This window comes from Ensifer canadensis, assembly GCF_017488845.2.
Taxonomy (GTDB): domain Bacteria; phylum Pseudomonadota; class Alphaproteobacteria; order Rhizobiales; family Rhizobiaceae; genus Ensifer; species Ensifer canadensis.
This window is the reverse complement of record NZ_CP083374.1, coordinates 660,466-686,434: the sequence shown is the minus strand read 5'-3', so window position 1 is coordinate 686,434 and position 25,969 is coordinate 660,466. Positions and strand designations below refer to the sequence as shown.

Genomic DNA, 25,969 nt, shown 5'->3' with positions numbered 1-25,969 from the left:
AATGGAGAATTGTCATGCATGTATTCGTAACGGGCGCGACCGGCTGGGTCGGCTCCGCCGTCGTCGAGGACCTGATCCGCTCAGGACATAAGGTCAGTGGCCTTGTCCGTTCGGCGGGGAAGGCATCAGCCCTTGCAGCCATCGGTGCGAAGGTTGTCGAAGGTTCGCTGGACGACCTCGACATCCTGCGGGCTGCCGCTTCAGCCGCCGACGCCGTAATTCACACCGCCTTCAACCACGACTTCTCGAGGTTCCTGGAGAACGCGGCACAGGACGAACGGGCGATCCAGGCACTGGGAGGCGCACTCAAAGGGTCGGACCGCCCATTGCTCGTTACCTCCGGCCTCTTGGGTCTGCCACGCGGCGCAACCGAAGCAGACCTTCCCAATCCGGCGTCGCCGCGCAAGTCGGAAGCTGCCGCAAGGGCGGTGGCGGAACAGGGCGTGCGCGCAGCGACGGTGCGTCTTGCGCCATCCGTTCATGGGGTGGGCGACCATGGTTTCATCCCGATCGTCGCTGGCCTCGCGCGAGAAAAAGGCGTGTCCGCCTATGTTGATGACGGCTTGAACTGCTGGTCCGGGGTTCACCGTCTGGATGCGGCGCAGGTCTACCGCATGGCCCTTGAAGCCGGCGTGACGGAGAGCGTCTACCATGCGGTTGCCGTCGAAGCGGTTCCGTTCAGGGAAATCGCCGAAGTGATCGGGCGCCAACTCGGCCTGCCGGTCGAACCGCGGCCGCGAGAGCACTTCGGCTGGTTTGCCAACTTTGCAGCGGCGAACATGGCGGCGTCAAGCGCCAGGACCCGCTCGCTCCTCGGCTGGCAGCCGAGTGGTCCGGGCCTGATCGCCGATCTCGATCGACCCGCCTACTTCCCGCGCTGATCGTGAGACGAGTTCTCACTGCCGCGCTGATGCCGAGCCCCAGGCGTTACACTGAAACTGCACGCCAAACACTCGCCTCACGTTTTGCGGTCTATCTCAATGCGCGCGCAGGAAGCGAAATAGATCCTGTGTGAAGTCATGCGGGTTCTGCAAATGGGAAAAGTGGCTGACTTCCGGCTGTATTAGCAGACCGGCACCGGGAATGTTTTCGGCGATGAACAGCGTATCGGTACGCCTGACAATTTCGTCGTGGTCGCCGGCTGCAACCCAGATAGGGTGTTCAAGGTTGCGAAGGTCACTTTTCGTTATGTTTGGTTGCGAGCCCCACATTTTTTCCATTTGCTCAAGGAAGTCGTCGTATTCGACGGGTGTGGAAGACAGCTTTTCATACTCATCGCGCGTCCGCTGAGAATAGTTCTCAAACATCCTGCTATCGGATAGATCGTAGATCCCGGATGGGTCACTGTTAGCCGCAAATGCGAATAGGCGGCTAACTCGGCCAGGATTAGCGATCACTAGCTTGAGGCCGATGATTGCGCCGTCGCTCCAGCCTATGACCGCAGCCGTGGACACCGTTAAATCATCCATCAATGCGATGACGTCGGAGGCCATGCGGTCGTAGCTGAAGGGGTCCGCATTTCGAGTGCTGCGTCCGTGGCCGCGGCTGTCCATAACGATGACCTGATAGGACTTGGCGAGTTCCGGAACCTGATGGCCCCAGTAATTGGAATTGGCGAGACCGCCATGGAGCATAATCACGGGCTCACCGGAACCGTAGACAGCATACCAGATCTTGATGCCGTCGACCGCGACATACCCTTCGCGGGTCGTCGCGGGCAATTCGGGAGTTGCGGGAAGAGTTCGCCACCTTGGTTCTGCCATAGTAGCCTCCATCAACCCTTAGTTTGCGGCCTTCGAAGATCGCGGCAATCGTTGTCCGTGTAAGTTGCAATATACGTGATCTTCTCGCGGTTGCCAGTCACCCGGTTGGGTGACTGGGGCGTTGGCTGCCACAGACGGTTCTGAGCCATGCGGCTGTTTGCGCGTACGACAAGTTTACGCGTGAAGGTGACGAGGAAAACTTTGGGCGGTTTTCAGCCTGAGGTGACGTATTTTCTCCAGCCATGCTCGCTGCGAAAACCCAAAATATCACGCGCCTTCCAGTTCGACAGCAACGTCTCGAACTCGCCGAGTTCCCGCTTGAGCGGTACGCCTGGATAGAAACGGTCGATGAGTTCGCGGGTAGGCAGATCGGAAGAGGTGTCGTCGTTTGCGGCATTGAAGATCTGGAATCCAAGCCCGTCCTTCTCAATCGCGCGAAGCGTGATCTGACCGAGGTCGCGCGCATCGATGTAGCTCCACGCGATGCGTTTTCGAAAGCCCGGATTTGCGAACCATCCAGGAAACAGTTTGTACTCGCTCGGCTCAATGACGTTGCCGATGCGCAGGGCATAGATGTCGAAGCCGCTGCGCAGGGCAAAGGCGCGTGCCGTCTGCTCATTGATAACTTTCGACAAGGCATAGCTGTCCATGGGGTCGACGTCGTACTCCTCGTCGAGCGGAAAGTAGCGCGGACTGCGGGGCTCGTTGGCAAAGACGAGGCCGTAGGTCGTCTCGCTGGATGCTATGATGACCTTGCGAATACCGAGTTTCACAGCAGCTTCGATGACGTTGTAGGTGCCGAGCGCGTTCACGCGGAAAAGTTCGTTGTCAGGAGCGATCATGATGCGCGGGATGGCGGCAAAATGCACGACGGCGTCGATCGGCTGTGGCCTCAAGGATGGGTCGAACTCGTGCAGTCCGGTGTAACTCGACAAGGCGTTGAAGACTTGCCCGCTATCGGTGATGTCCGTGATGAGCGTCCTGACCTTCGGATTGTCGAGAGGCCGGGTATCGAGATTGAGGACCTGGTGACCCTGCTCGATGAGATATTGCACGACATGGCGACCGGCTTTGCCGCTGCCGCCGGTGAAGATGATCCTCTTTGCCATTCTGCTCTCCACAATGTGACGCGGATAAGGTCTCGCTCGCCAATGCGACGCCACGGATCAATTCGTTCCGATGCTGGCGAAGCATGTCGCTCGCGTCAATGGGGATGCCTGCCACCGCCTGCGCTGGCAAGGGTTCGGTCGGCGATTGTCCGGGCGCCCGCGAACGGGGCCCGGACGAGATCGTCACTTCTGGATGCACGTGTCGACTGTATCCTTGGTGCACTCATCAAGACCGGTGAACACCGGATCTTCCACCGGCTTACCGGCGATCAGATCCATCATGACAGACGGTGCCTTGTAGCCCATCTCGAACGGACGCTGCCCGACGAGTGCCGTCACCAGCCCTTCACGCGCAATGGCAACTTCGTCGCCGATGGTATCGGCAGCGCCGATGACGAATTCGTTGCTGGCAATCTTGTCTGCGATCGGCTTGAACAGGTCGCGATAGGGCTGCGGTGCGCCGAATAGTGGCCAGCCACCCATGATACCAAAGGCATCAAGGTCCGGATTGGCGGCGAGAATATCCGTCATGGCCTGCACGCCTTTTGCCCCGTCGTCATTGGTGAAGACTGGGCAGCCTGCGACTTCCGTCCAGCCTCCCTCACCCTTCAGTTCCGTCAGTCCCTCCTTACCGGTCAGGGTGTCGCGCATGCCCTGGGCTCGGCGCAAAATGTTGTCCGCCCCCGGATTGCCCTCGATCGTGCAGATCTTGCCGCCATCCGGCTTGGCCTTCTTGATGTACTCGCCAATCCGGGCACCCATCAGGTAGTTGTCGGTACCGAGATAAGTCTTGCGCAGGGCCGAGTCCTCTTTGGCTAGATCCGCGTCGAGCGTCATGACGGGGATCGTCGGGTTCGCGGTCTTTAGCGTTTGAGCGATCAGTTTGGCATTAGACGGCGAAATGGCGATTGCTGCCGTGTCGGCTTTGCCGAGCATGTCCTGAACGATCTGTGCTTCGCCGGCTTCGTCGGATGTCGAGGCTGGTCCAGTGTAGAAGCACTCATACTCGGAATCCGGGTTTTCCTTGTTCCATTTCTGGCAACCCTGATTGATCGCTTCGAAGAAGGGGTTATCGAGCCCCTTCACGACGATGACGAGCTGCTTCTTGGCTAGAGCCTGGCCGGCACAGAGCGCCAGGACAGCGACGGCGGCCAGCAATACTGTCTTTCTCATTCTATCCTCCCATTGAACAAGCGGACGTTGTTTGTCCGCGGCACAAATCAACCCGGATAAAAGACGACACGAGGATCGTTCGACTGACGCTCGTATTGCCAGGCCGAGTCGATAAGCTTTTCGAGATCGTAGTCAGGGCGCCAATCCAGAAGGTATTTGGCCTTGCTGTTATCCATCCAGTTCGAGTGGAAGCCGCTGGGGACGTCGACCGAGCCGAGGCCGCGCGTACGTGCAAGGTAGCTTGCCACCTCGCCATAGTCGACTGGACGGTCCATGGAGACGTTGAACAACTGCCGTGCGGCGCGGGGATTGTCGATCGCTGCGAGGATCGCCGAGACCAGGTCGCTGACGTGTACGAAATTGCGTTTGAGCGGCCGGCCATCTGCGTCGCGAAGGAGCGGCACGGTTCCGGCCTCGGCGTATCGCCTTGCTTCTGCGGGCGCAAAGAAGGTCTTCCAGTCGGGCCCGCCAAACACATCGTCGCCGAACGACAACGTCTGTTTGAAGTCGTCCTTCTCCATGATCCACGGCGCGCGAAGGCAGCAACCGTTCGTGCCGTATTGAATTGCGTACTGATCGAGCATCACTTCCTCGATGACCTTCGATAGCGCGTAGCAACCGGGATAAGCGCGGTGCGGCGTCTTCTCAGTCACGGGACCATCGTGGCGATAAAAGAAATGGCCGACCGACGCGTCCCCACCGACGAGGATAAACTGGCGTGCGGAAGGGCTGACCCGGAAGGCCTCGAGTAGCCAGAACAATCCTTTAACCGTGATGTCCATGACCGCGTCTGGCGTTTCCTTGCAGGTGGCGAGGTGCACCACATGGGTGACGCTCTTCATTGCCGCATCTGCGACGTCGCGGTCGGCGATCGTCCCGCGGACCATGTCGATTCGATCGCACGGCTCGAGCAGGCGATTGTGGCAGAGCGCACGGATCTGCGCCTGCGAAAAACGCGGTTGGTCAAGCAGCCCCGCGATGAGGCTCCGCCCGACCTTGCCCGTTGCACCGGTGACAAGGATAAGCATTTTTGTCTCCCACTGATGGCTAATATACAGGGCAACGTGTATTTGTCATACAAAACAGTTTCTAGGCATAGGACGTCATTGACGCCTTCATAAGGATTTGCGTAAATAAAGATGTAGACCGCTGGGTGAAGACTGAGGAACGATCGCGCCCGTTGGCGTGCCGGCGTGCTTCGGGAGGCGAGACGACTGGTGGCGACACTCGAGATCACCAACATTTCCAAGCATTTCGGCGCCATTCAGGCGGTCAACGACGTTTCGCTCTCGCTGGAAGCAGGCCAGGTGGTCGGCCTCATGGGGGATAACGGCGCCGGTAAGTCGACGCTGGTCAAAATGATTGCCGGCAACCATCGCCCGAGCCAGGGAACGATACGGCTCGACGGCAACGAAATCGTGCTGCATCGGCCGATAGAGGCAAGGCAGCACGGCATCGAGATCGTTCATCAGGACCTGGCGCTGTGCAATAATCTCTCGGCGGCGGCAAATGTGTTCCTTGGACGCGAACTCAGGCGCGGCTTTGGCCCACTGCGGGTCCTTGACTACAAGGCAATGTACCGTCGCGCGGGAGAGATCTTTAGCGAGCTTCGATCCGAAACTCGCCCCCGCGATCTCGTCAGGCAAATGTCCGGAGGGCAGCGGCAAGCGGTCGCGATCGCGCGAACGATGATCTCCGAGGCAAAGATCGTCCTTATGGACGAGCCGACGGCGGCCATTTCGGTGCGCCAGGTCGCCGAGGTGCTGCATCTGATCCGTGGTTTGCGCGATCGCGGCATCGCGGTCGTGCTCATCAGCCATCGTATGCCGGATGTTTTTGATGTCGCAGATCGCGTCATCGTCATGCGGCGCGGCCGAAAGGTCGCCGACAAGCCAATTCTGCAGACGTCGCCTGAAGAAGTGACAGGATTGATTACGGGCGCCATCGAAAGAGGATGAGCGCTGCAGGTGCCGCATCGGAGGAATGCGTAAGAAAATGGCAACAATGCTCGACCAGACGATCGCTCACAAACAACGCACGTTGGGCGCTGCGATCCTCGCCAACCAGACGTTCTGGGTGTTCGTCGCTGTCGTTCTGGCATGCATCTTCCTTTCCTTCGCAACGGATTCGTTTGCCACAGCGAAGAACCTCTACAACATCACCCGCAACGCCACCTTCGTCGCTATCATTGCCCTCGGCATGACGCTGGTTATCATCACCGGCGGGATCGACTTGTCGGTTGGGTCGGTGCTTTGCCTATGCAGCATGGTCTTGGCGGTCGTCATGCATTCCGGCTATAGCATCGAGGTCGGGATTGTCGCCTCGGTGGCAACGGCGCTTTTCATCGGCGCGTTCAACGGTGTGCTCATCGCCTATGTCGGATTTCCTCCTTTTGTGGTGACACTCGGCATGCTTTCGATCGCACGAAGCCTGGCGATGGTAGCGTCAAACAACACGGTTGTTTTCCAGTTCGGACCGGACCACGACAAACTGCTCGCTCTTGGCGGGGGGGCCTGGCTGTTCGGCATCGCCAACCCGGTGATCTACATGATTGTGCTGACGCTGCTGACGGGTTTCGTTCTGCGATGGACGAGGCTGGGCCGCTATATCTACGCCATCGGCGGCAACGAGCACGCCGCGACTGCTACCGGTATACCTGTGCGTCCGATCAAGGTCGGTGTGTATATGATTTCTGCCCTCGCCGCCGGTGTCGCCGGCATCATCCAGACTGGCTGGCTCGGAGCGGTAACAACGAATATCGGCGCTGGCATGGAACTTCAGGTCATCGCAGCGGCGGTGATTGGTGGCGCCAACCTGGCCGGCGGCGTTGGCACGGCCTTAGGCGCACTGGTCGGTGCGGCGCTCATCGAGGTAATCCGCAATAGCCTCGGGCTGCTCGGCATCAACGCGTTCTGGCAGGGAACGTTCATTGGCGGCGCGACCATCCTGGCGGTGCTTTTCGACCGCATCCGCAATTTCCGGCAGACCGAGTAGCTGCGAGATTTCGTCGCGCAAACCGCTCGATGAATTGTTCTGCGAGTTGGAATCTACGCCGGCGCGGCCGAGATGGAACGAGATGAAAAGGATTGCGGCGAGTGCACAGGTGGCTCGCCCAATGGGCTAACGCACCATGCGCGGGCTTACACCTGCCAACATCTTGATGATGTCGTCCTCTAGCTTCTGACAGAGATCCTCATACTCCTCCCTCACCGTGGGATCTAGCATCAGTTGCTCCCGTAACTCATCACGCTTCATGGCGGCGACGCCGTAAGCTTCGAGCAGATCGTTGATCGCAAGGAAGTTGGCATCGGAAATCTGTTTCCGGTGTCGTGGCAGCCGCATCATCATTCGGGTTCGCCCGACCTTCTCGAAATTCATCATCCGCTCCTCGGTCTGTCGGCTGAGAGATTGTCCACCACCAAAATGAAAGTAGCAAGATGACTTTGAGCCGACGCATCAACGGGGCGCGTGTCTCTAGCGGATCGAGAACTAGTCATGAAATCCCATTCGCAAACTCCCACCTGATCAAAACGCGCGGAGTGTGACATGTTCAAGCAACCACATGCCGGTCTATCTCAAAGCAGCACAATTATGCGTCGGATTTCTCATGGCGCTACTCTCAGAGTTTGGGATCCCTCCGGGGAGGAAAGCCTTGGGGAAGGGACTACCGGGCTTTGCCGCGCTTCTCTCGTTCTAAGCTGTCGCGAAGCGCTGACATGATATCGACGACGTTGTCTTTCGCCGGTGTAATCCTGCGCTTGGCCTTCGGCTTCAACGTCTTCTTCTTCTCGGCGATCAGTTCGAGCATGCGATCCTGAATGGGGTCGGTGATCGGCACCCACTTCTTTGTCTGCTGCTTGATCAACTGCTTCATTAGCGGAGCAAGGCCGCCCTCGGGCTTTGCCTTGATGTTCGAGAAATACTCTTCCTCAGGTCTCACCTCGTCACCATAGCGCAACGTCCATAGAACGATGCCTTCGCCGCGGGGCTCAAGCATCACCGCACGCTCTCTCTGGCCGAAGACGAGACGGGAAATTCCAACGACGTTCTCTGAGCGCATGGCGTCGCGGATCACGGCGAACGCATCTTCACCAACCTTGTCGTTCGGCACGAGGTAGTGCGGTTTTTCGAGCCAGATCCATTCGATGGAATCCCGTGGCGTGAAGATGTCGATCTCAATCGTCCGGACGCTCTCCAGCGCCACCGCATCGAGCTCTTCCTCCTCGAGCATGATGTAATCGCCTTCGCCACGCTCATAGCCTTTCACCTGGTCCTCTGTATTGACTTCCTTGCCGGTCACGCTGTCGACGTAGAGTGAAGCCACGCGGTTGCCGGTGGCGCGGTTCATGGTGTGAAAGCGGATCTTCTCGGTGTCGCTGGTGGCCGGCGACAGGGCGACGGGGCAGGTGACCAGTGAAAGCTTGAGGTAACCTTTCCAGTATGGTTTGACGGCGGCCATGGCTTAGCCCGCCTTTTTTCGAGCTGCCGGCCGGGACGCCGGGACGGCTCGCGCAGCTGCCGCAGCGGTGCGAGCCTTGGACGCCCGGGCAGAGCCGAAGCCAGCACTCATGCGAAGCGCTTCCATGAGGTTCGTCGAAGGCTCGACCTTCGGCTGTTTCTTCACCTTGACCGCGCGGCCTTCCATCTTCGCCTTCACGAGCTCGGCAAGCGCCGCGTCGTATCGGTCGTCGAAGGTTCGCGGATCGAACAGGCCGGCCTTGGTCTTGATGATGTGCTTAGCCAGATCCAGCATTTCGCCTTCGATCTTGAGCTTGGGAATGTCGGCGAAGGCTTCCTTGGCGGAGCGAACCTGATAGTCGAAATTGAGGGTGGTAGCGATGAGCCCGTCACCGTGGGCGCGAATGAGAACTGTCCGGAGCCGGCGGAAAAGCACAGCTTGGGCAAGGGCGCCGACCTTGGACTCACGCATTGCATCCCGGATCAGGACGAAGGTCTCTTCGCCCAGCCGATCGGGGAGCAGGTAATAGGGTTTGTCGAAATAGAGATCATTGATTTCGCCGAACGGCACATAGGATTGTATGCGCAAGGTCTTGTCGCTTGGAGGAACCGCCGCGGCCAACTCATCGGGTTCAAACAGCACGTAGCGGCCGTCATCGACCTCATAGCCTTTGATCTGATCCTCGCGCTCAACTACCTTCCACGTGTCGATATCGACATATTCCCGCTTCACGCGATTGCCGGTTTTTCGGTTCAAGGTGTTGAAGCTCACGCGCTCGGAGGTCGACGCAGCGCTGTGAAGCGCCACGGGGCAACTAATCTCGGCAAACTTCAAAAAGCCCTTCCAAAGAGCACGTCCGGCCATATCGATTTCTCCCGGTAGCCCGGATTCAACGGAGGCAGATTACGTTTGTTCCGGCTAAGACGCGAATCAATTGTGGCGTTTAGTGGGCTGTCGATAGTAGGATGAACCTATCCACGAGTATTGCGTTTGGGAGTCTGTTGCACAGTCCAGGAGTGAGGGAGGCGGTGCTATGAACACGAAGCTCCATATCGACGGGTCATTTGAGGCTATGCACCGGGCCCTCGACGAAGCCAATCGCGCCTTTGAAAGTGGCGGCGCCGATCGACATCGCGACGCTCTGCAGCGCCTCGGCCGCGCGGTGATGAACTCCCTTGCCGAGATCATCGAGACCGACGGCGGAACGGACGGCTACCTCTACGACGCCGACGGCATCGCCCATGATATCGAGGCTTGTTATCACAAGCTGGTCGAGGAAGAGGAAGCGGCCGAGCCGCACCAGGCGCCGCAGCAAGCCAGCCATGGAACGCTCAACGTTCGTCAACAGGGAGTAGGGCGATGATCACCGGCACAGATCTGCTGCAGATTTCACTTGCGCGTGTGAACATGGACCGGTCCGACCTCGAGGCGGCCGGCGTGATCGATCCCGGACAAGCGGGCGACAAGGCCTGGTCAAACTTCGGACGGGACATGGACACCTTCATATTGAAGCTGCCGGAATGGCGCCGTGCAGCGCTCGCCGCTGTGATCAGAGCGAGAGCGGGCAGCACCAGTGAGGTGTCCCATTAACGCGCTCAGATCTATGTTTTCGAGCCCAATGTGACGTATAGCTACGAGAAACGCCTCCGAGTACCTGCTCTCCGTTCACGCACGCATGCCAGACTATCTCAGACCCCTGCTTTATCTGCTTGTTCTCTTTTTTACGCATCACCGCTGCAGCGGCGGGACCTTTTTTCATCGATTGCCGCTCGAGCAGCGCTTGATGGAACTCGCCAATTGGCGCCGATCCCGCATCGAATTCCGGCGCCGTTTTGTGGAGTTTTACGGCTCGCTCGGTGTCTTTGGCCTGTATCCAGATCATTTACGGGCGCTGCCACCATTCAAATATCAATAGCGTCTGGAATCTCGCTTTTCTGGCTCCGGCAGAACGCTGCAAAGTCCTTGAGGAATTTCTCCGCCCCGGAACGATTAGCCGAAGTCATGAGGCTTTCCCTGATTGCGTCCGGCGCCTGCTTGATCACCGGAAATCGAAAGAAAATACTCTCGGAGAAATTCGAGCTTACGGTCGAAAGTACCGTTCGCAGCGCCGCCAGCATGTCCTCGCCTCGGTGCGAAGCATGGGCGAGGGCTATTGGTTTTCCGATCACCGCCTCACCGGAGACAAGCCAGTCGATCGCGTTTTTGAGGCCACCGGGAATGCTGCGAACATATTCGGGGCTCGAAATGATCAGCCCATCACTCGCGGAAATTTTTTCGATGAACCGGATGACGCTTTCTGGGGTATTCGGGCCCTCAAGGTCAGGAGAAAAGACCGGCAACTCACCGATCCGGTCAAAGACATCGATTGCGACATCGGCCGGTGCCAAGGCTTGGAAAGCCCTTAACAAGGCCGTGTTGGTGGATAGCTGACGTGTGCTGCCCGAAATCGCCAATATCTTCATGCTCAAAAGATAATGGAATATCCTTATCCGGCAAGCGGTCCACACCAGCGAGTTGAGCCCGAGTCGATAGGTGAGGAAGTAGTTCAATTCGACTCAAGAACTGAGATTCAATCGTCTACTGAGTCCAGGCCGACGACTTCGCTTTGATCAGTCTTTGGTCGTGGCGGCGCGCGTGCCACGAGTTCATGCGGTTGACGCATCGATCCTATCCCTCCGGCAGCAAGGCTGACGGTCCTTTTTCCGGCTCGGATGCAGGCGGGTCTGCCCCGCATAAGCGCAAGGCCGGCCATCGCAAAATTTGATGTTACATGCCCAACCGGACGAGCTTGTTTGCGGGGTCAGGGGAAGCCCCGGCTAGCGCTGTCTACTTGAACAGGACCACCCATCCGGCATGAACGCCACTCTGTCGGGTTCATGCCGGTCACGCGCCGGAATTCACGATTGAAATTGGATTTCGTCAGAAAGCCTACGTCGTAGACGATCGTGGTGACGGCGATATCGGCTTTTTCGAGGAGCCGGCAGGCCTCCGCGATCCGGAAATCGTTGACATACTGCGAGAGGTTCTTGCCGCAAACGATGTTGACGGCCTTCGACAGGTGACGGGCGGGAATGCCTGCCCTGCGCGCCAGCCGGCTAAGGTTGAGCTCATGGTCGCGATAGAGCCCTTGCGTCTGCATCAGTTGCGCCAGGCGCGCAACAATATGGGTGTCGTCGTCGGATGCCGGCGCCGGCTGCACGGCTTCGGGCTCGCGCGGGATCGGAGCTCGGGATGCGATCGCAGCCCCGGCCCCGAGCAAAAGCACGAGGGGGATCGTCGCAACGGTGACGATCGTGGCGGCATACGAACCGTCGAACACGCGCAGGTCCAATGCGATCAAGCTGTCCGCGATGACCGCAAGCAACAGCGTCGCAGCCATGATCTGCAGCGACCGATGAACGAGAGGGGCATCGTCGAAACGCGCAAGGTCGAGCGCGTCCGAGCCCCCCGATGCGAGACGTCCAAGGGCGACCGCATAACAAGCGAAGATGGCGATGAGGGTCAGATCGAGCCATTGTGGTGAGGCGACGGCAAGGAGTGTCACCAGCAGCGACGGCAAAATGTGCGGCCAGAAGCGATAGGCGGATCTGTTGCCCGGCTCGGCGACGAAGGTTGCAAAACAGACCCAGGCCATGGGGCCGACGGCAGAGGCAAGAATGGCCTGGGCCGGCAAGACACGTTCGATCCCATAGCCCCAGCGCACGCCGATGACCGTCGCAAGAACGCAAAGCAACAGGACCAATATCCGGAAATGGCGGCTGGCAGCCTGCTCACGAAGGCTCATCTGTACCAAAAGAATGAGCAGAAGCAGCGCCGCGACGAACGGCAACGGAACGAAGAGCATCGAGTCGGTCCTGTTTTGCGGCCACTATTGACCAGATCGTGATCGGAGACGACCTCGAACATGATCTGGGTCTCTATTGCGCAACCGTCATGTCAATGTCCTCGGCGTCATTTCAATCGGGCCAACCCCATGATCTTGTTCAGACCGTTTTTCGTGCTTCTTTTTCAGGTTACACTTCTCATATCCTCGGCCGCCTGTGCGAGCGTCGGCTTCCAGGAGGTTGAAGTTTCTGATCCTCTCGATCGGCCTATCCATACAGCGATCTGGTATCCATCGAACGAAGCGCCTCGGTTGCAGGCACTCGGCGATTATACCCAGACCGTTGCCGCCGACGGTCCCGTCGTTGGCAAGCGACTACCCCTGGTGGTCCTCTCGCACGGCACGGGTGGCAGCGCCTACGGCCATCACGATACGGCCTTCGCGCTGGCCGAAGCCGGGTTTGTCGTTGTCGCCCTTTCGCATTCCGGCGACAACTATGCCGACATGCGCCACTACGCCACCCGCAGACAGCTGACCGAGCGGCCGCGGCATATATCGCTGATCATCGACTACATGCTGCAGACCTGGCCGCAGCGTGCTGCAATCCATCCGGATCGTGTCGGCATTTTTGGGTTCTCCATTGGCGGCTTCACGTCGCTCGTCGCCCTGGGTGGCAAGCCTGAGCTTTCCGGTCTGATCGACCAATGTGTGGCGTTTCCGCAAAGATGGGTCTGCCGCGAGTTCGGCGGGGCAGACAGTATCGCCCGGAGCTTCGGCGCTGCGCCGCTGGACATCGTTCGCGATGAACGGCTGAAGGCGGCCTTCGTCGCCGCCCCGGCGATGCCGGCCCTGTTCCTGCCTGACGGTCTGCGCGAAGTCCAAAAGCCGGTGGCACTCTGGGCGGCGGAGCTGGATCACATCGTGCCAGTGGAGCCGGACTTCGCAATCGTGAAGAGCGGGTTGCCGGTCATGCCAGTATCTCATATCGAGCCTGGCGCCGGACATTACTCATTCCTCGCGCCTTGCACAAAGAGCCAGCTGGCGGCGTTGCACGAAATCTGCACCGATACACCCGGCTTCGATCGGGCAGAATTTCATGCGCGCCTGAACGCAGCCGTCGTCGCCTTCTTCCGCCGAAATCTCTAGCTCGGGCCGCGTCTACGCGCCGGATGCAGTCATTCAAAGTGCTACAGCGACCTTTGCGCGTCTAAGTAAGACGCGCGGCGCTGTAGTCCCTCCAGGTGAATTTTGTGGACAGGCGCCAACGGCGGCATCATCCAGCCTCGCGATAATTGGCGACAATGGTCGGCAACGACAATGGCTCATGCGGGTGTGCTCGTTACCTGGGGCAAGATTCGCCGCCATTCGTTTTGGAACGGCAGCCCGAACAGATTAATCAGCGCCTCCTCGGTTGCCACTGCATCCAGCCAACGACGATCGACCTGTCCATTACGATGGCGGATCGTCAGCCTGTTCCCGAGCAGTACGTTTCGTGCTTCCGGCGTCGTCAAGGCCACAAGCAGTTGCTGGCGGAAATGGGAGTGTGGATGGGTCGAGGCGCCGGCGTTTGCGATATCGTATTCCTCGTCGGCGCAGATTCTCGTCGAAACCTCGTAGACCGGTGACCACTTTGCGGCGAGCAGGACCTTGAGCAAAAAGCCTTCCGGTGTAGCGGTCAAACGAAACATCTCATGCGTCGTCGGTTGTGGCGCCGCGACGTCAAAGCGCAAGGGAAGTGTTGGAACGCAGCTGCCGAAGCCGACGTCGACGAGATAGGCTACTCCATCAACAACGACGCGCAGCGCCATATGCGACCAGGCCGGCGGCGGAGCGGTTCTTTCCCGCATCCACAGGACGCGGGCAATTAGCGGCTCTGCCACGTAGCCGAGCGATAACAGGACCCTTTGAAACAGTCCGTTGTGCTCGAAGCAGTATCCGCCGCGCCGGCGCGCGATCAGTTTGACATCGACGGTTGCGGGCGACAGATCGATCCCGTGTCCCAGAAGGACGTCGATGGCTTCGAACGGAATCGTTGCGACATGGTGCGCGATAATCGCCCGAAGGTTCGCAAGATCCGGTGAGCGCGGCCCGCCGTAGCCAATGCGCGCGAAGTATTGGTCGAGGTCGACGGGAACAGCAGATCTCGGCATGTCAAAGGCTCCGGTATAGGGCATCGCGTAGGTCGGTCGTAAAGCGGCCGATCATGCCTTCGAACGCGGTGTTGGTGAGCGCAACGATGGAAAGGCGTCGATCCGGATCGATGAACCATTTGTGCCCATAGGCGCCGTCCCATTGCAGCGTCCCCGGACTTTGCGGACTTCCGGCGTCTTCAGGAGAGGCAAGGATCGCGCCTCCAAAGCCGAACTCCCAGCCCGGTCCCGCGGCTGTGCCTGCAGTCTTCGCCTGCATTTCAAACATTGAACGGGCGGTCTCGCGTTTCAATATGGGCGTACCACCCGTTCTGAGACATTCGAGAAGGCGCAGGATATCGCCGGCCGTGCCGGCCATGCCGGCGCCGCTTGAAGGAAAAGCTTGGGTGTTGAAAATCCGCACGGGGGAGAACCTGACCGGATTGCCGAAGAACGGAATGGCATCGTCATCCGCCAATCGCCGTGGTCGAGGCGTCGCGTTACCGTAATGCGTGACAAGCCGGCTGCGATCGACAACCGAAAATGCCGTATCCTCCATCTGCAGCGGACCGGTCACCAGCGTCGCCACCGCGTCTGAAAGCGCACGTTCCGTCGCACGCTCGATGACGGCACCGAGAACGTCGAGGCTCATCGAGTAGCCCCAGCCCTCTCCGGGCGGATAGGCGAGCGGGACGGCGTTCAATTTCCGAATGAGGTCGGAAAGATCGTCATTGTTGTTGTCGAGCCCGGTGCTGATGGCGAGCCTCTGATAGGGGCCGTCACCTCGTTCCATGAAGGCGTAGCTGAGCCCGGCGCTGTGCGTCAGCAGATGGCGCAGGGTAATGCGCGGCAGGCTTCCGTCCGGCAGGCGCGGCGAGAAGTCGGGCAACCATGTCGATACCGCATCGTCGAGATGCATCACGCCTTTGTCGATCAATGCCAGGGCGGCCGCTGTTACGATCGGCTTTGTGACGGATGAGAGCAGGAAGATGCTCTCGAGTTGCATCCGGCGCCCCGCCTCTCGATCGGCAAAGCCGGCAGCGCGCTGGTAGGTGAGGCTGCCGTCGATGGAAACCAGGACGACGGTGCCGACGATCCGCTCTTGCGCCAAAGCGTCGTCGATCGCCTTATCAACCGCGTCCCGCAATCGCGGCAGCGGCGTTCGTTTCAGTTCGGTTGACGTCAGTCCGCTCATCGATTTTCTCCCGTCAGCGCCCCGGTCTTTGCCGACAGGGCCTCGCATCGATGGGAACGGCTCGGTGTGGACGAGTCGATTGCCTGCCTGCGTATGGGAGGCATACGCCGCTACAGGAGGACGTGGTCGCAAGCGTAGGCTACACAACCACCGCAGTTTCAGCGTGGAGGTCGGTCGATGAATGCACTTGAACAGAGATATTCCGGAAAGGTCGCGCTGGTCGCCGGCGCGAGTAAGGGCATAGGCGCGGCCACCGCCAGGGCATTTGCGAATGAAGGCGCGTCCGTTGTGCTGCTTGCCCGCTCGAAACAGGCGATCGATGAAGTTGCGCTTTCGATCCGCGAGCGGGGCGGGGAGGCGTTGGCGATCCAGGCGGATGTCGGTGACGAGCGCGCGATGAAACGCGCCCTGGACAGCGCCCTTGAGCGGTATGGACGACTGGACGCTGCCTTTAACAATGCGACCGACGGCGGTATGCCGGCGCCCCTTGCCGATCTCGATATCGAGGCCTTCGATCGCAGCATGCGAACCAATATTCGTGGCACCTTCATTGGTATGCGCCACCAGATCGCAGCCATGTTACACAACGGCGGTGGCGCGATCGCCAACATGGCCTCCGTTGCCGGGGTGAATGGGACATCAGGTCTTTCGGCCTATGTCGCGGGAAAGGCCGGCATTATCGGCCTTACGAAGGCTGCGGCGCTCGACTACGCCGATCAGGGGATCCGCATAAACGTCGTCGCCCCAGGGCCGATCCTGACCCATCATCTCGAAGCCGCAGGCGCACAGGTACAGCAGCAAGCCGCTCTTTCGACGCCGATGCGCCGTCTTGGCACGGTCGAGGAGGTTGCGGCGGCAGTGCTCTGGCTTTGTTCCGAACAGGCAAGTTACATCACCGGCGCGGTGCTTCCCATCGACGGGGGAATGACGGCAGGCACCAAGCTGTCTATGAATTATCGCCGGGATCAGCCCACCTCGGCTGGCGGTGGATTGACGGATCTTGCGGTGCCGGCTTCGGGTCCGTCGTAGGGTGCAGGCGCAAATTTGGGATGGAGATAGCCGTATGGACTGGGAAGAACTGCGTCTTGTTCAGGTGCTCGCACGCCACGGCTCCCTAAGTGCGGCGGCCCGCAGCCTTGGCACCACGCAGCCGACGCTCAGTCGTCGCCTTGACGCCTTCGAGACAAAATGCGGCCATAAGCTCTTCGAAAGGCATTCGAACGGGCTGATGCCGACTGTCGCATGCCAGTCCATCCTGTCGATTCTCGAGCAGATGGAGGCGAGTGCCCTGGCAGTAGAGCGCCGCTTTGCGGCGCAGGAGGAAGGGCTGCAGGGAACAGTTACCGTGACTACCCTCGACTGGCTGGGCGACTATGTCATCGCGCCCATTCTGGCGAAGTTCGCCGCCGACCATCCGGGCATCACCATCAATCTCATCAACGATAGCAGGCGCTTCAACCTGTCCCGGCGAGACGCTGATATCGCCTTCCGGTTTGGCGGCTTCGACCAGAAGGACATCGTTGAATGGAAGGTGGCGGAAGTTCGGTACGGGTTGTTCGCATCGCGCGACTACATCGGGCGTTTCGGAAAGCCGGCAACCGGGGATAGCACGGCGCATTCCATCGTCGAACTCGCCGAGGCGCCCGTACGCGTATCGCTTTCCACGTGGCTGAAGGAGATCCTTCCGGACGCAAGGGTGATCCTGCGGACAAATTCGATACGCTCACAACTGAGTGCGGTGGAAGCGGGTGTAGCGGTTGCCACGCTTCCTTTCTTTCTGGCCGCCGATCGACTGGGATTGCTTGCCGTGGATACAGGGAACTCTCCACCGACATTGCCACTCGTGATCGGCGTTCATAGCGACATGCGCCGCATACCTCGTATCCGAAAACTCATTGACTTTGCTGTCTCCGAGTTCGTCGGCCTTCGATCACGGCTCAGTCCTGCAAGGCCATAGCGATGGACAGCGGCGGGGCGACAGCGACAGTGGAGCAAATGAATACATGGCCTCGCCTCTCGTTTGCGAGAGGTTCATCGGCTTAAGCTACACTTGGCGCTGACGAATACCGGGGTCGAATTCAAATTTGATTTTGGAGGGTTGTGATGGCGGTCGATTTCCAAGGCAGCTACATTGATAGAGCGGCCCTCGTCATTATGCACTATCAAGTCGACGTGTTCGCAATCCTTTTCGGGGAGCAACCATCGCCGTTGTTGGGGCAGTGTAACGCACTGATCCGGCGCTGGCGCGCCACTGGTCGACCGTTGCTATTTCCCAACTTTTCGCTAGGCGAAGGGTATGAACACGCACCGCCGGCGGATAACCGCCAAATCTCACCGTATCTACCGACCGGACGATTTCGTACTGGTCTGCCCGTCGAAGGTCTTGCGGTCGAACGGGGTGACCTTTTCTATGCCTGTCCGCGAGCCAGCGTCTTCTATGGCACATCGCTTGCCGCCGACCTCCGGACGCGCGGCGTAAGCACGCTTGTAATGGCTGGGATAAGCACCACCGGCGTTGTTCTTTCAAGCATCGCCTGGGCCAGTGATGCGGACTACGATGTGCGCCTAGTCAAGGACTGCTGCTATGACCCGGATCAGGAGGCGCACGAAGCTCTGTTTCGTTCCGGGTTCGGCGGGCGCGTACAAGTCGTGTGACGCGGTATGCGGGTCAGTGACAGTCTAGCGGAATGGGCGCACGAACCGAAGCGCCCGCGGCGTTATCGCACCAACAGCGCGTCCACGTGATAGGGATCGGATCAATCGGACAACATCAGGGCGGGCGGTAACAACGTGCCGCATAAACAGGCCGGAGACATGGCTGCACCCGACCCGCAAAGCTCAAACAGTAGCCATTCGGTGAGGGCCGCTATGATCTCGCCTGATCGAATGCCCACGTTCAGCGGATCGGCGGATTTGGGTGGGAAGCAGCTTGTCCGCCGCTCTGGACGGGAACGGACAAGCCGCCATTAAGGGTCGCTATTTAAGGGGTAGGAAGAGCTCTGCCATCGCCGCATGTTCAGGTGCTTCCGGAAAGAAGGTGAGGCGCTGGCAATACAGGGGGAAATCCCTCGCTTCCTCGCCACTGGCCGGCAGCCAATCGCGGTAGAGGTAAAGCGCGGCAGGCTCCAGATCATCAGTATTGCCGACGACTTTCAACACGGCGCAACGGCCGCCGGGGATTATGCCCGCTTCAATCTGCTCTCCGTTCGTCTTGATCGGCTGATCAGTGCTGACACAAAGGTCCAGCCGATACTCGTCCGCCGACGTCACGCGCGGATCGGAATGGAAGATGTTGAAAGTCAGATTGGTCTTCGGGTTCAGGCCAGTGGCTTTGCGCCATGCTATAAAGCGCTTGATCGTGTCGCCGATCCTTACCGGATCACCTTGATGTTTCATGATTGCGACAGAGGTCGGAGACACCTCGCGGATTTCGACGTCATTGGCTGCAAATGTCCTTTGCATGAGCTTGCTCCTTGCTTGGTTGAGAGGCCCGAGGGCGGCAAGCCATGGTTCCCAATCGGGAGATTTCCTGAACTGCGAAGGCGACTGGGTGAACCGTTGCCGAAATGCGCGAGCAAAGGCGTCAGGAGCTTCGTAGCCGGCATCCATCGCTATCTCGGTCACGCTGTCTGCGTCCCTGTAGGCCAGCCTGTAGGATGCTCGCTTCATGCGGACGAGTTGGATATAGCGATGCACGGACAGCCCAAAGGCCGCCGCGAACTGCCGATGGAAATGATACTTGGAGAAGGCGGCCACGCGGCTCAACTCATCCAGGTCCAGATTGCAGTCAAGATGCTGATCGATGTGATCTAGGACCCGTTGCATCCGTGCATGGTAGTTTCGAAGCGTAGTCGTCATCTTCCTGTCCTTACCGTGGCACGACCAAATAACCCCACACAAGTGCTGTGCGCTCGACCGATCTTGCGGATTATCAGGCTCGGCTGCTCGGTAACAACGTTGGCCTATGAGGTAGCCATCCGCCTGAGCGGTCAGCGCCGTCGGCGTCCCGGAGGTTAATGCTCCAACCTGCTGATTGGCATGTCAGCGATGTGAGCAAGCACATCGGCCAGCCAAGCCTGCGGATCGATGTCGTTGAACTTGGCAGTCATGATCAAGGTGGCCATGAAGGGCCCGCAATCGGGACGGCAAAGAGCCGCGACTTTCGGCCAAGCCGCGCAATGCCCGCTCGGCGGCGCGACCCCTATGATTTTGATCATCAATGCGGCCCTTTTTCCCGTACTCCGATCAACCTGATGGGCCGTTCGGTTGTTTCATGCTTTTGGACAGTGGACTCGCTGTTCAGATAGGGTGCGAAGATGGCTGGCCGATGCTATTGTTAGTAAGCAGCGCCTTGATTCGCTCGGCGTCAGCGCCTGGGAGATGGATAAGTAGTGAAGGCAGCCAATTTCGGGAACAAACCCGGGCCTAATTTCGTTGAAATTGAAGTGGTCGTAGCAGAAGCGTAGGACTTCGGGCGACCGCAGGAGGCTTCCATGAGAGCCAATGACGGCGATGTTTTCGACCTCTTTTCGCAGACTTACGCAAGCGGAGTGCAAGAGAAGTTAAGTCTGCAGGAATATCTCCTCGCCTGTCGCGACGACAGGAGCATGTATGCCACGGCGCCGGAGCGCATGGTGGCTGCCATCGGCGAGCCGCAGTTGATAGACACGAGCGCGGATGAGCGCCTCGGCCGTATCTTCGCCAACCGCACCATCAAGATCTACCCCTCCTTTGCGGACTTCTATGGAATGGAGGATACGATCGAGCGGATCGTCGGATATTTCCGATATGCCGCGCAGGGGCTCGAGGAACGCAAGCAGATCCTTTACCTCTTGGGGCCGGTGGGTGGCGGCAAGTCGTCGCTTGCCGAACGTCTCAAGAAGCTGATGGAGCAGCAGCCGATCTACACGCTGGCCATCGACGGTAAGATAAGTCCCGTCTTTGAGTCGCCCCTCGGCCTGTTCGACCGTGATCGCATGGGGGATCTGCTCGAAGACAAATACGGAATTGCCAAGAGGCGGCTCACCGACTTGGTATCGCCTTGGGCAACCAAGCGGCTGGACGAAATCGGCGGCGACATTTCGAAGTTCAGCGTCGTCAAACTCACGCCCTCGCGGCTGCGCCAGATCGCCATCGCCAAGACGGAACCGGGCGACGAGAACAACCAGGATATTTCCGCGCTCGTAGGCAAGGTCGATATCCGCCAGCTCGAGAATTTCAGCCAGGCCGATCCCGACGCCTATTCCTATAGCGGCGGGCTCAACAGGACTACGCAAGGGCTGCTCGAATTCGTCGAAATGTTCAAGGCGCCGATCAAGGTTCTGCATCCGCTGCTCACCGCTACGCAGGAAGGAAGCTACAACGGCACGGAGAACTTCGGCGCCTTCCCCTACCAGGGTGTCGTGCTTGCCCATTCCAACGAATCCGAATGGCTGCAATTCAAGCACAACAAGAACAACGAGGCCTTTCTCGACCGGATTCTGGTCGTCAAGGTTCCCTATTGCCTGCGCGTCACGGAGGAACGGCTGATCTATGAAAAGCTGCTTCGTGAGAGCGAGTTGTCCGAGAGCCCATGTGCGCCCGAGGTGCTGGAGAACCTTAGCCGATTCACAGTGGCGACGCGCCTCGCTCTACACGAGAACTCGCCGTCCTACACGAAGATGCGGGTCTATGACGGCGAAAACCTGAAGGATACCGATCCCAAGGCGAAGTCCCTGCAGGAATATCGCGATGCCGCGGGCGTCGATGAGGGCATGACCGGCGTCAGTACCCGCTTTGCCTTCAAGGTGCTGTCGGAGACCTTCAACTACGACACCAAGGAAGTGGCGGCCGATCCGGTTCATCTGATGTATATCCTGGAACAGGCCATCCGGCGGGAGCAGTTTCCCAAGGAGACCGAAGCGAACTATCTCGATTTCATCCGCTCGGAGCTCGCCGCTCGTTATGCCGAGTTCATCGGTCACGAAATCCAGAAGGCTTATCTCGAATCCTATAGCGAATATGGTCAGAACCTGTTCGACCGCTATATCTCTTACGCGGATGCCTGGCTCGAAGATCAGGACTTCAAGGATCCTGATACGGGTCAGATCCTAAATCGCAACGTTCTCGACGGCGAGCTGTCGCAGATCGAAAAGCCTGCAGGGATCGCAAACCCCAAGGATTTCCGCAACGAAGTCGTAAAGTTTACCCTGCGCGCCCGCGCCAGAAACAACGGGCGCAACCCCGCTTGGACAAGCTACGAAAAGCTCCGGGAAGTGATCGAGAAGCGCATGTTCGGCCAGGTCGAGGACCTTTTGCCGGTCATCAGCTTCGGCTCGAAGAAGGACAGCGTGACCGAGAAGCAGCACGCTGAATTCGTGGAACGCATGACCGAACGCGGCTACACCGAGCGTCAGGTGCGGCGGCTCGTCGACTGGTATATGCGCGTCAACAAGGCCGGTTGACGATGCGTAAGCGGGGGATGGGCACATGCCGAATTTCATCGATCGCCGGCTGAACCCCAAGGACAGGAGTCTCGGCAACAGGCAGCGCTTTTTAAAGCGGGTCCATGAGGAATTGAAGCGCACGATAAGGGATCAGGTAAAGTCGGACAGGATCATCGATGTGGACGCCGCCCACGGCGTTCCGATCCCGAAGCGTGGTGCGGACGAGCCCAGCTTCCAGCATTCGCGCGGCAGCGGCGAGCGGCACTATGTCCTGCCCGGAAACGAGACCTTCTCGCCCGGAGACCGACTTAGGAAGCCGGAATCAGGCGGCGGTGGAGGGGTCGGCGGCCCCGGACGGGGCGAAAACACGGACGACTTTCTTTTCGTGCTGTCGCGCGAGGAAGTGCTCGATCTTTTCTTCGAAGATCTGGAGCTTCCGGACATGGTGAAGCTGAACCTGCGCGAAACCGTCAGCTACAAGTCCCATCGCGTCGGTTTCTCGACGGTGGGCACGCCCAGCAATATCAATGTCGGGCGAACGATGCGCAACAGCTTCGGGCGGCGCATGGCCCTGCGTCGCCCGAGCGAGAGGGAGTTGCAGGCGCTTGCCGACGAGATCGCGGCACTGGAACGGGAGGAGCAACCGCCCCCGCAGCAGCGCCACAGGCTCTGGCATCTGCGCGAAGAACTGGAAGTGCTCGAACGGCGGCGGCGGCGTATCGCCTATGTCGATCCCGTCGACGTGCGGTTCAACCGTTTCGAACGTCAGCCTTTGCCGAATGCCAGTGCGGTGATGTTCTGTCTGATGGACGTCTCCGCCTCGATGGGGGAGCGCGAGAAGGATCTTGCCAAGCGCTTCTTCGTTCTCTTGCATCTGTTTCTCAAGCGTCGTTACGAGCGGATCGACATCGTATTCATCCGCCACACGGATGAGGCGCGGGAAGTTGACGAGGAGACGTTCTTTTTCAGCAAGCAGAGCGGCGGCACGGTCGTTTCGACGGCGCTTGAGGAAATGCTCCGGGTCATCGAGGAGCGCTATCCCTCCAATCTCTGGAATATATATGCGGCCCAAGCCTCCGACGGCGACAATGCCAACGGCGACTCGGAGCGGTGCGCCGAACTTCTGCGGGAATCGCTCATGCGTCTGTGCCAGTATTACGCCTATGTCGAGATCATAGACGAGCGCGAAAGCGGAATATTCGGGTCGACGGACAACGGCACCTCACTCTGGCGCGCCTACCGCACGGTCGACAGCGCGGTACCCAATTTCCAGATGACGCGCGTTGCAATGCCCGCCGACATCTACCCCGTCTTCCGCAAACTCTTTGCCCGGCATCAACCTGTTCAACTGCGCAGGTGAGGGGACGATCGAATGGCAAGACGGCCAGCCTCCACTCTGCTGTTCGACGGTTCGGAATGGAACTTCGCGACGCTTTCGCGGGCCTATGAGGCGATCGAGGCGATTGCGATCGGCGAGATGGGACTGGACGTCTATCCGAACCAGATCGAGATCATCTCCTCTGAACAGATGCTCGACGCCTATTCGTCCGTCGGCATGCCGCTGATGTATCAGCACTGGTCGTTTGGCAAGCGCTTCGTTTTTGAAAGTCAACTCTATCAAAAAGGCTATCGCGGGTTGGCCTATGAACTCGTGATCAACTCCAATCCCTGCATCACCTATCTCATGGAAGAAAACACGATGCCGATGCAGGCGCTGGTCACCGCGCATGCGGCCTTCGGCCACAATCACTTCTTCAAGAACAACTATCTGTTCCGCCAGTGGACGGATGCCGGCGCGATCCTCGGCTACATGGACTTCGCCAAGAAGTACATCGCCAAATGCGAGGAGCGGCACGGTCTCAGTGCGGTGGAGGAGATACTCGATTCGGCGCATGCCCTGATGGATCACGGCGTATTCCACTATCGCCGCCCCCCCCGGCTCTCATCGGAAAAGGAGACGGCGCGGGCCCGGGAGCGGCTGGAATATGAAGAGCAGACCTATAGCGATTTATGGCGGACGCTGCCGACGGCAAGCGGAACATCCGGCATCGAGGAGGCGGAGCGCGAGGCTTCGGAACGGAAGAAGGCGCTTAACCTTCCCGAGGAGAATCTGCTCTACTTCCTCGAGAAGCACAGCCTGATCCTTGAGCCCTGGCAGCGGGAAATCTTGCGGATTGTTCGCGTTATCGCGCAATACTTCTATCCGCAAAGTCAGACCAAAGTGATGAACGAAGGATGCGCGACCTTCGTCCACTATTCCATTATCAATAGACTGTTCGACCAGGGCAGGGTCAGTGAAGGCGCAATGTTGGAGTTGCTGGCAAGCCACGCCAATGTGGTGTTTCAGCCTGGCTTCGACGATTCCCGCTTCTCGGGTATCAACCCTTACGCGCTGGGCTTTGCTATGATGCAGGATATCGAACGCATCTGCACCATGCCGACGCAAGAGGATCGGGACTGGTTTCCCACCATATCTGGCAACGGTGACCCATTGGGCACGCTGATCGGCGCCTGGGAGAACCACCGCGACGAGTCCTTCATTCTGCAATATCTGAGCCCGGCGCTGATCCGCAAATTCCGCCTGTTTCGTCTCTCTGACCGCGCGACTAACAAATTTTGTGAGGTCACTTCCATCCATAACGAGCAGGGGTACGCTGCCGTGCGTGCCGGGCTCGCTCGGAACTATGACCCGGTGGCCAATAGACCGGACATACAGGTGGTCGATGTCGATCTGCTGGGAGATCGGCAGCTTCGACTGAAGCACGTCATCAAGAACGGCATTCTGCTGGAGGAAAGCAATCGGGACGCGACACTCGCGCATATAAGCCGGCTTTGGGGATATGAAGTGAGCCTGGCAGGGATCGATGCGTCGACGAGTAAGGTCCTGTTTGAGTGCTCCTCCACAGGAGCGTGACAGCAAGCGAGCGGCGCCAGCGCGGGCCCTTTCACTCGACCGGCCAGTGCTTGTTGTTGAAGCTGAAGTGACTGATTACGCCCAAGAAACCTAAGAAGGGCGATGCTGAAGAACAGGCTGTCCGCCATCCCAGCCGTCAAGAAGTGGCGCCGGAGCTTGAGGGTCACAAAAATCCGCCTCGAGATACAAGTGAGCGCCGACGCCGAACGGCGATCCGCGCGTTGGAAATGACTCGCGTTCTCCCCAGCTTGAGCGTTAACTGTGTTGTTCTGGAGGAGGAGGCATTCATGGCCATGTATCTCACCCGCTTCAGCTACACGCCCGACACGTGGGCGCGCATGATCGAAAACCCTGAGGATCGCCGCGAGGCGGCACGCACCTACATTGAATCCGTCGGCGGAAAGCTCCATGGGTTCTGGTACGCCTTCGGCGAGCATGATGGTTGGAATCTGTGGGAGGCGCCTGACAACGTATCGATGGCGGCTGTCGCGCTGGCGATCGGTGCAGGCGGCGCGGTCAGCTCTATGGAGACCACTGTCCTCCTCAGCGTCGAAGATACGCTGGAAGCTTTGGAAAAGGCAAAGTCGATTCGGTATCGTCCACCGGCAGCGTAAGTGGCAGCCTACTAATTCCGATCCAATGTTGAAGATCGTGGTTCGTGTATCTTCGTTCCCGGCGCTAACTCTTGTCCGCCGGAGGCAAGAAGAGTACTCGATGGGTCGAGAGCAGACATACCTGAGCCCGCTCGAGGCGCACAGTGGGTGACGGTCTCATTCTCTGGTTCTGAGGTCGGCTGAAGCAGCGCTATTCTCGGATTCGAAATTGCGATCTGCTATTCGTATGATGTTCCCCGGTCATCTCGAGCGATGCTCGCAAGAAGGGTCCGTCGTGCCTCCTTGAGATGTGCCATGCAGGTGAGCACGATAAACCGACGAAGTACGAGGGGCTCGGGCATCAGGAGTTTATCCTGGCCTACAAG

Annotated in this window: 26 protein-coding genes and 1 pseudogene; 14 read left to right on the top strand and 13 right to left on the bottom strand. The window is 59.1% G+C overall.

The annotated features are described in order from the left end of the window. Positions 1-14 precede the first annotated feature (14 nt). Positions 15-881, top strand: coding sequence for an SDR family oxidoreductase (locus tag J3R84_RS36570; protein ID WP_057216553.1), 867 nt, complete (start codon positions 15-17; stop codon positions 879-881). Between the two features lie 96 nt (positions 882-977). Here the strand turns inward: J3R84_RS36570 and J3R84_RS36565 are convergent, their stop codons facing one another. The 4 genes from J3R84_RS36565 to J3R84_RS36550 form a co-directional block, all read right to left on the bottom strand. Next, positions 978-1,763 (bottom strand): alpha/beta fold hydrolase, encoded by a 786-nt coding sequence (locus J3R84_RS36565; RefSeq protein WP_225906357.1) that lies wholly within the window; start codon positions 1,761-1,763, stop codon positions 978-980. 212 nt (positions 1,764-1,975) lie between these two features. Continuing rightward, positions 1,976-2,872 carry an NAD-dependent epimerase/dehydratase family protein gene (locus J3R84_RS36560; protein WP_057216556.1) on the bottom strand — a complete coding sequence of 299 codons (897 nt, stop codon included), beginning with the start codon at positions 2,870-2,872 and terminating at the stop codon, positions 1,976-1,978. 183 nt (positions 2,873-3,055) lie between these two features. Beyond that, positions 3,056-4,045 (bottom strand): sugar-binding protein, encoded by a 990-nt coding sequence (locus J3R84_RS36555; protein WP_057216559.1) that lies wholly within the window; start codon positions 4,043-4,045, stop codon positions 3,056-3,058. Positions 4,046-4,092: 47 nt separating this feature from the next. Beyond that, on the bottom strand, positions 4,093-5,073 hold the full coding sequence (locus J3R84_RS36550; protein WP_057216562.1) for an NAD-dependent epimerase/dehydratase family protein: 981 nt from the start codon (positions 5,071-5,073) through the stop codon (positions 4,093-4,095). Between the two features lie 132 nt (positions 5,074-5,205). Here J3R84_RS36550 and J3R84_RS36545 point away from each other — a divergent pair, with 132 nt between their 5' ends. Next, the gene (locus J3R84_RS36545; RefSeq protein WP_057216565.1) at positions 5,206-6,003 is read left to right on the top strand and encodes an ATP-binding cassette domain-containing protein; all 798 of its coding nucleotides are present in this window, start codon (positions 5,206-5,208) and stop codon (positions 6,001-6,003) included. A 37-nt stretch (positions 6,004-6,040) separates the two neighbouring features. Beyond that, positions 6,041-7,039: an ABC transporter permease gene (locus tag J3R84_RS36540; protein WP_057216568.1), complete on the top strand. Its 999-nt coding sequence runs from the start codon at positions 6,041-6,043 to the stop codon at positions 7,037-7,039. Positions 7,040-7,165: 126 nt separating this feature from the next. Here the strand turns inward: J3R84_RS36540 and J3R84_RS36535 are convergent, their stop codons facing one another. From J3R84_RS36535 to ku (J3R84_RS36525), 3 genes are all read right to left on the bottom strand, one after another. Further along, positions 7,166-7,423 (bottom strand): hypothetical protein, encoded by a 258-nt coding sequence (locus tag J3R84_RS36535; protein ID WP_156408052.1) that lies wholly within the window; start codon positions 7,421-7,423, stop codon positions 7,166-7,168. 286 nt (positions 7,424-7,709) lie between these two features. After that, positions 7,710-8,504 carry a non-homologous end joining protein Ku gene (gene ku, locus J3R84_RS36530; RefSeq protein WP_203528490.1) on the bottom strand — a complete coding sequence of 265 codons (795 nt, stop codon included), beginning with the start codon at positions 8,502-8,504 and terminating at the stop codon, positions 7,710-7,712. Positions 8,505-8,507: 3 nt separating this feature from the next. After that, entirely contained in the window at positions 8,508-9,368 is an 861-nt protein-coding gene (gene ku / locus J3R84_RS36525) for a non-homologous end joining protein Ku (RefSeq protein WP_057216577.1), read from the bottom strand. A 169-nt stretch (positions 9,369-9,537) separates the two neighbouring features. On the opposite strand from ku (J3R84_RS36525), the gene J3R84_RS36520 reads away from it, so the two are divergent. The 3 genes from J3R84_RS36520 to J3R84_RS36510 all read left to right on the top strand — a co-directional run bounded on the left by J3R84_RS36520 (position 9,538) and on the right by J3R84_RS36510 (position 10,419). After that, entirely contained in the window at positions 9,538-9,867 is a 330-nt protein-coding gene (locus tag J3R84_RS36520; protein WP_146160925.1) for a hypothetical protein, read from the top strand. Continuing rightward, a complete protein-coding gene (locus tag J3R84_RS36515) occupies positions 9,864-10,094 on the top strand; it encodes a hypothetical protein (RefSeq protein WP_057206861.1) in 231 nt (76 codons plus the stop codon). Before J3R84_RS36520 ends, J3R84_RS36515 begins: the two co-directional genes overlap by 4 nt. 85 nt (positions 10,095-10,179) lie before the next feature. Further along, on the top strand, positions 10,180-10,419 hold the full coding sequence (locus J3R84_RS36510) for a hypothetical protein (protein WP_203528489.1): 240 nt from the start codon (positions 10,180-10,182) through the stop codon (positions 10,417-10,419). Here J3R84_RS36510 and J3R84_RS36505 read toward each other — a convergent pair. Next, positions 10,406-10,966 carry an NADPH-dependent FMN reductase gene (locus tag J3R84_RS36505; protein ID WP_057216586.1) on the bottom strand — a complete coding sequence of 187 codons (561 nt, stop codon included), beginning with the start codon at positions 10,964-10,966 and terminating at the stop codon, positions 10,406-10,408. The genes J3R84_RS36510 and J3R84_RS36505 overlap by 14 nt on opposite strands. A gap of 338 nt (positions 10,967-11,304) precedes the next feature. Further along, a complete protein-coding gene (locus J3R84_RS36500) occupies positions 11,305-12,348 on the bottom strand; it encodes a helix-turn-helix domain-containing protein (protein ID WP_057216591.1) in 1,044 nt (347 codons plus the stop codon). 129 nt (positions 12,349-12,477) lie between these two features. Here J3R84_RS36500 and J3R84_RS36495 point away from each other — a divergent pair, with 129 nt between their 5' ends. After that, positions 12,478-13,473: an alpha/beta hydrolase family protein gene (locus J3R84_RS36495; RefSeq protein ID WP_057216594.1), complete on the top strand. Its 996-nt coding sequence runs from the start codon at positions 12,478-12,480 to the stop codon at positions 13,471-13,473. A gap of 176 nt (positions 13,474-13,649) precedes the next feature. Here the strand turns inward: J3R84_RS36495 and J3R84_RS36490 are convergent, their stop codons facing one another. Continuing rightward, complete coding sequence (locus J3R84_RS36490) at positions 13,650-14,477, bottom strand: arylamine N-acetyltransferase family protein (RefSeq protein ID WP_057216596.1); 828 nt, start codon at positions 14,475-14,477, stop codon at positions 13,650-13,652. A gap of 1 nt (position 14,478) precedes the next feature. Further along, positions 14,479-15,651, bottom strand: coding sequence for a serine hydrolase domain-containing protein (locus J3R84_RS36485; RefSeq protein WP_203528488.1), 1,173 nt, complete (start codon positions 15,649-15,651; stop codon positions 14,479-14,481). 177 nt (positions 15,652-15,828) lie between these two features. Between J3R84_RS36485 and J3R84_RS36480 the strand changes: the two genes are divergently transcribed. The 3 genes from J3R84_RS36480 to J3R84_RS36465 all read left to right on the top strand — a co-directional run bounded on the left by J3R84_RS36480 (position 15,829) and on the right by J3R84_RS36465 (position 18,306). Further along, positions 15,829-16,680 carry an SDR family NAD(P)-dependent oxidoreductase gene (locus J3R84_RS36480; protein ID WP_057216602.1) on the top strand — a complete coding sequence of 284 codons (852 nt, stop codon included), beginning with the start codon at positions 15,829-15,831 and terminating at the stop codon, positions 16,678-16,680. A gap of 1 nt (position 16,681) precedes the next feature. Continuing rightward, positions 16,682-17,608, top strand: coding sequence for a LysR family transcriptional regulator (locus J3R84_RS36470; protein WP_203528486.1), 927 nt, complete (start codon positions 16,682-16,684; stop codon positions 17,606-17,608). Between the two features lie 146 nt (positions 17,609-17,754). Next, positions 17,755-18,306, top strand: a complete 552-nt coding sequence (locus J3R84_RS36465; protein ID WP_082557382.1) for a cysteine hydrolase family protein — start codon at positions 17,755-17,757, stop codon at positions 18,304-18,306. Between the two features lie 321 nt (positions 18,307-18,627). On the opposite strand, the gene J3R84_RS36460 is transcribed toward J3R84_RS36465, so the two are convergent. Both J3R84_RS36460 and J3R84_RS39225 read right to left on the bottom strand, forming a co-directional pair. Further along, positions 18,628-19,509, bottom strand: coding sequence for an AraC family transcriptional regulator (locus J3R84_RS36460; protein ID WP_057216607.1), 882 nt, complete (start codon positions 19,507-19,509; stop codon positions 18,628-18,630). Positions 19,510-19,664: 155 nt separating this feature from the next. After that, positions 19,665-19,845, bottom strand: a pseudogene (locus J3R84_RS39225) (transposase domain-containing protein); the annotation flags it as partial. A gap of 299 nt (positions 19,846-20,144) precedes the next feature. Between J3R84_RS39225 and J3R84_RS36450 the strand changes: the two are divergent. The 4 genes from J3R84_RS36450 to J3R84_RS36435 all read left to right on the top strand — a co-directional run bounded on the left by J3R84_RS36450 (position 20,145) and on the right by J3R84_RS36435 (position 25,604). After that, positions 20,145-22,094, top strand: coding sequence for a PrkA family serine protein kinase (locus tag J3R84_RS36450; RefSeq protein WP_057206879.1), 1,950 nt, complete (start codon positions 20,145-20,147; stop codon positions 22,092-22,094). 25 nt (positions 22,095-22,119) lie between these two features. Beyond that, positions 22,120-23,436 carry a YeaH/YhbH family protein gene (locus J3R84_RS36445; RefSeq protein ID WP_057216613.1) on the top strand — a complete coding sequence of 439 codons (1,317 nt, stop codon included), beginning with the start codon at positions 22,120-22,122 and terminating at the stop codon, positions 23,434-23,436. A 12-nt stretch (positions 23,437-23,448) separates the two neighbouring features. Continuing rightward, complete coding sequence (locus J3R84_RS36440; protein WP_025430516.1) at positions 23,449-24,990, top strand: SpoVR family protein; 1,542 nt, start codon at positions 23,449-23,451, stop codon at positions 24,988-24,990. A gap of 287 nt (positions 24,991-25,277) precedes the next feature. Further along, a complete protein-coding gene (locus J3R84_RS36435; RefSeq protein WP_057216616.1) occupies positions 25,278-25,604 on the top strand; it encodes a GYD domain-containing protein in 327 nt (108 codons plus the stop codon). Positions 25,605-25,969 lie beyond the last annotated feature (365 nt).

Bases quoted from the DNA above. Each gene is read 5' to 3' on its own strand.
- J3R84_RS36570 (WP_057216553.1), top strand. From the start codon at position 15: ATGCATGTATTCGTAACGGGCGCGACCGGCTGGGTCGGCTCCGCCGTC.
- J3R84_RS36565 (WP_225906357.1), bottom strand. From the start codon at position 1,763: ATGGCAGAACCAAGGTGGCGAACTCTTCCCGCAACTCCCGAATTGCCC.
- J3R84_RS36560 (WP_057216556.1), bottom strand. From the start codon at position 2,872: ATGGCAAAGAGGATCATCTTCACCGGCGGCAGCGGCAAAGCCGGTCGC.
- J3R84_RS36555 (WP_057216559.1), bottom strand. From the start codon at position 4,045: ATGAGAAAGACAGTATTGCTGGCCGCCGTCGCTGTCCTGGCGCTCTGT.
- J3R84_RS36550 (WP_057216562.1), bottom strand. From the start codon at position 5,073: ATGCTTATCCTTGTCACCGGTGCAACGGGCAAGGTCGGGCGGAGCCTC.
- J3R84_RS36540 (WP_057216568.1), top strand. From the start codon at position 6,041: ATGGCAACAATGCTCGACCAGACGATCGCTCACAAACAACGCACGTTG.
- J3R84_RS36535 (WP_156408052.1), bottom strand. From the start codon at position 7,423: ATGAATTTCGAGAAGGTCGGGCGAACCCGAATGATGATGCGGCTGCCA.
- ku (WP_203528490.1), bottom strand. From the start codon at position 8,504: ATGGCCGCCGTCAAACCATACTGGAAAGGTTACCTCAAGCTTTCACTG.
- ku (WP_057216577.1), bottom strand. From the start codon at position 9,368: ATGGCCGGACGTGCTCTTTGGAAGGGCTTTTTGAAGTTTGCCGAGATT.
- J3R84_RS36520 (WP_146160925.1), top strand. From the start codon at position 9,538: ATGAACACGAAGCTCCATATCGACGGGTCATTTGAGGCTATGCACCGG.
- J3R84_RS36515 (WP_057206861.1), top strand. From the start codon at position 9,864: ATGATCACCGGCACAGATCTGCTGCAGATTTCACTTGCGCGTGTGAAC.
- J3R84_RS36510 (WP_203528489.1), top strand. From the start codon at position 10,180: ATGCCAGACTATCTCAGACCCCTGCTTTATCTGCTTGTTCTCTTTTTT.
- J3R84_RS36505 (WP_057216586.1), bottom strand. From the start codon at position 10,966: ATGAAGATATTGGCGATTTCGGGCAGCACACGTCAGCTATCCACCAAC.
- J3R84_RS36500 (WP_057216591.1), bottom strand. From the start codon at position 12,348: ATGCTCTTCGTTCCGTTGCCGTTCGTCGCGGCGCTGCTTCTGCTCATT.
- J3R84_RS36495 (WP_057216594.1), top strand. From the start codon at position 12,478: ATGATCTTGTTCAGACCGTTTTTCGTGCTTCTTTTTCAGGTTACACTT.
- J3R84_RS36490 (WP_057216596.1), bottom strand. From the start codon at position 14,477: ATGCCGAGATCTGCTGTTCCCGTCGACCTCGACCAATACTTCGCGCGC.
- J3R84_RS36485 (WP_203528488.1), bottom strand. From the start codon at position 15,651: ATGAGCGGACTGACGTCAACCGAACTGAAACGAACGCCGCTGCCGCGA.
- J3R84_RS36480 (WP_057216602.1), top strand. From the start codon at position 15,829: ATGAATGCACTTGAACAGAGATATTCCGGAAAGGTCGCGCTGGTCGCC.
- J3R84_RS36465 (WP_082557382.1), top strand. From the start codon at position 17,755: ATGGCGGTCGATTTCCAAGGCAGCTACATTGATAGAGCGGCCCTCGTC.
- J3R84_RS36460 (WP_057216607.1), bottom strand. From the start codon at position 19,509: ATGACGACTACGCTTCGAAACTACCATGCACGGATGCAACGGGTCCTA.
- J3R84_RS36450 (WP_057206879.1), top strand. From the start codon at position 20,145: ATGAGAGCCAATGACGGCGATGTTTTCGACCTCTTTTCGCAGACTTAC.
- J3R84_RS36445 (WP_057216613.1), top strand. From the start codon at position 22,120: ATGCCGAATTTCATCGATCGCCGGCTGAACCCCAAGGACAGGAGTCTC.
- J3R84_RS36440 (WP_025430516.1), top strand. From the start codon at position 23,449: ATGGCAAGACGGCCAGCCTCCACTCTGCTGTTCGACGGTTCGGAATGG.
- J3R84_RS36435 (WP_057216616.1), top strand. From the start codon at position 25,278: ATGGCCATGTATCTCACCCGCTTCAGCTACACGCCCGACACGTGGGCG.